Origin of the sequence: Bradyrhizobium cosmicum (genome assembly GCF_032290525.1) — a bacterium.
In the GTDB taxonomy this organism is placed as follows: domain Bacteria; phylum Pseudomonadota; class Alphaproteobacteria; order Rhizobiales; family Xanthobacteraceae; genus Bradyrhizobium; species Bradyrhizobium cosmicum_A.
The window spans coordinates 1-263 of the sequence record NZ_JASXTA010000312.1; the positions used below are offsets into that span (position 1 = coordinate 1).

The following is a 263-nucleotide window of genomic DNA, read 5'->3' on the forward strand; positions in this document are numbered from 1 at the left end:
GTGTCGTCCAGATTCCACGAATAGCTTTGAAAAAGCGCGAAAATGCTTTCAAACGCTTCGTCGGCGATTTGGATTTTATCTTTGTAATCAATCTCGATGCGATGCGGCAAAAACAAACCGCCGTTCAAATACGGAATGTCGCCCAAAAGCTCTCTATCATCTGCCTCGCGCTCGTTTTCGGGTTTCGCAAAACCGACCAAAAAGAGTTTCCATAAAAATTCTTTAAAGTATAAATCCTTGCCGTTTCCTTGCGAGTCTTCAAG

General features: G+C 43.3%; 1 protein-coding gene. It reads right to left on the reverse strand.

Features of this window, described 5'->3' with window-relative positions; genetic code table 11:
• Window positions 1–263: hypothetical protein (locus QSV46_RS40085; RefSeq protein ID WP_314964157.1), on the reverse strand; the 263-nt coding region annotated here is incomplete at both ends.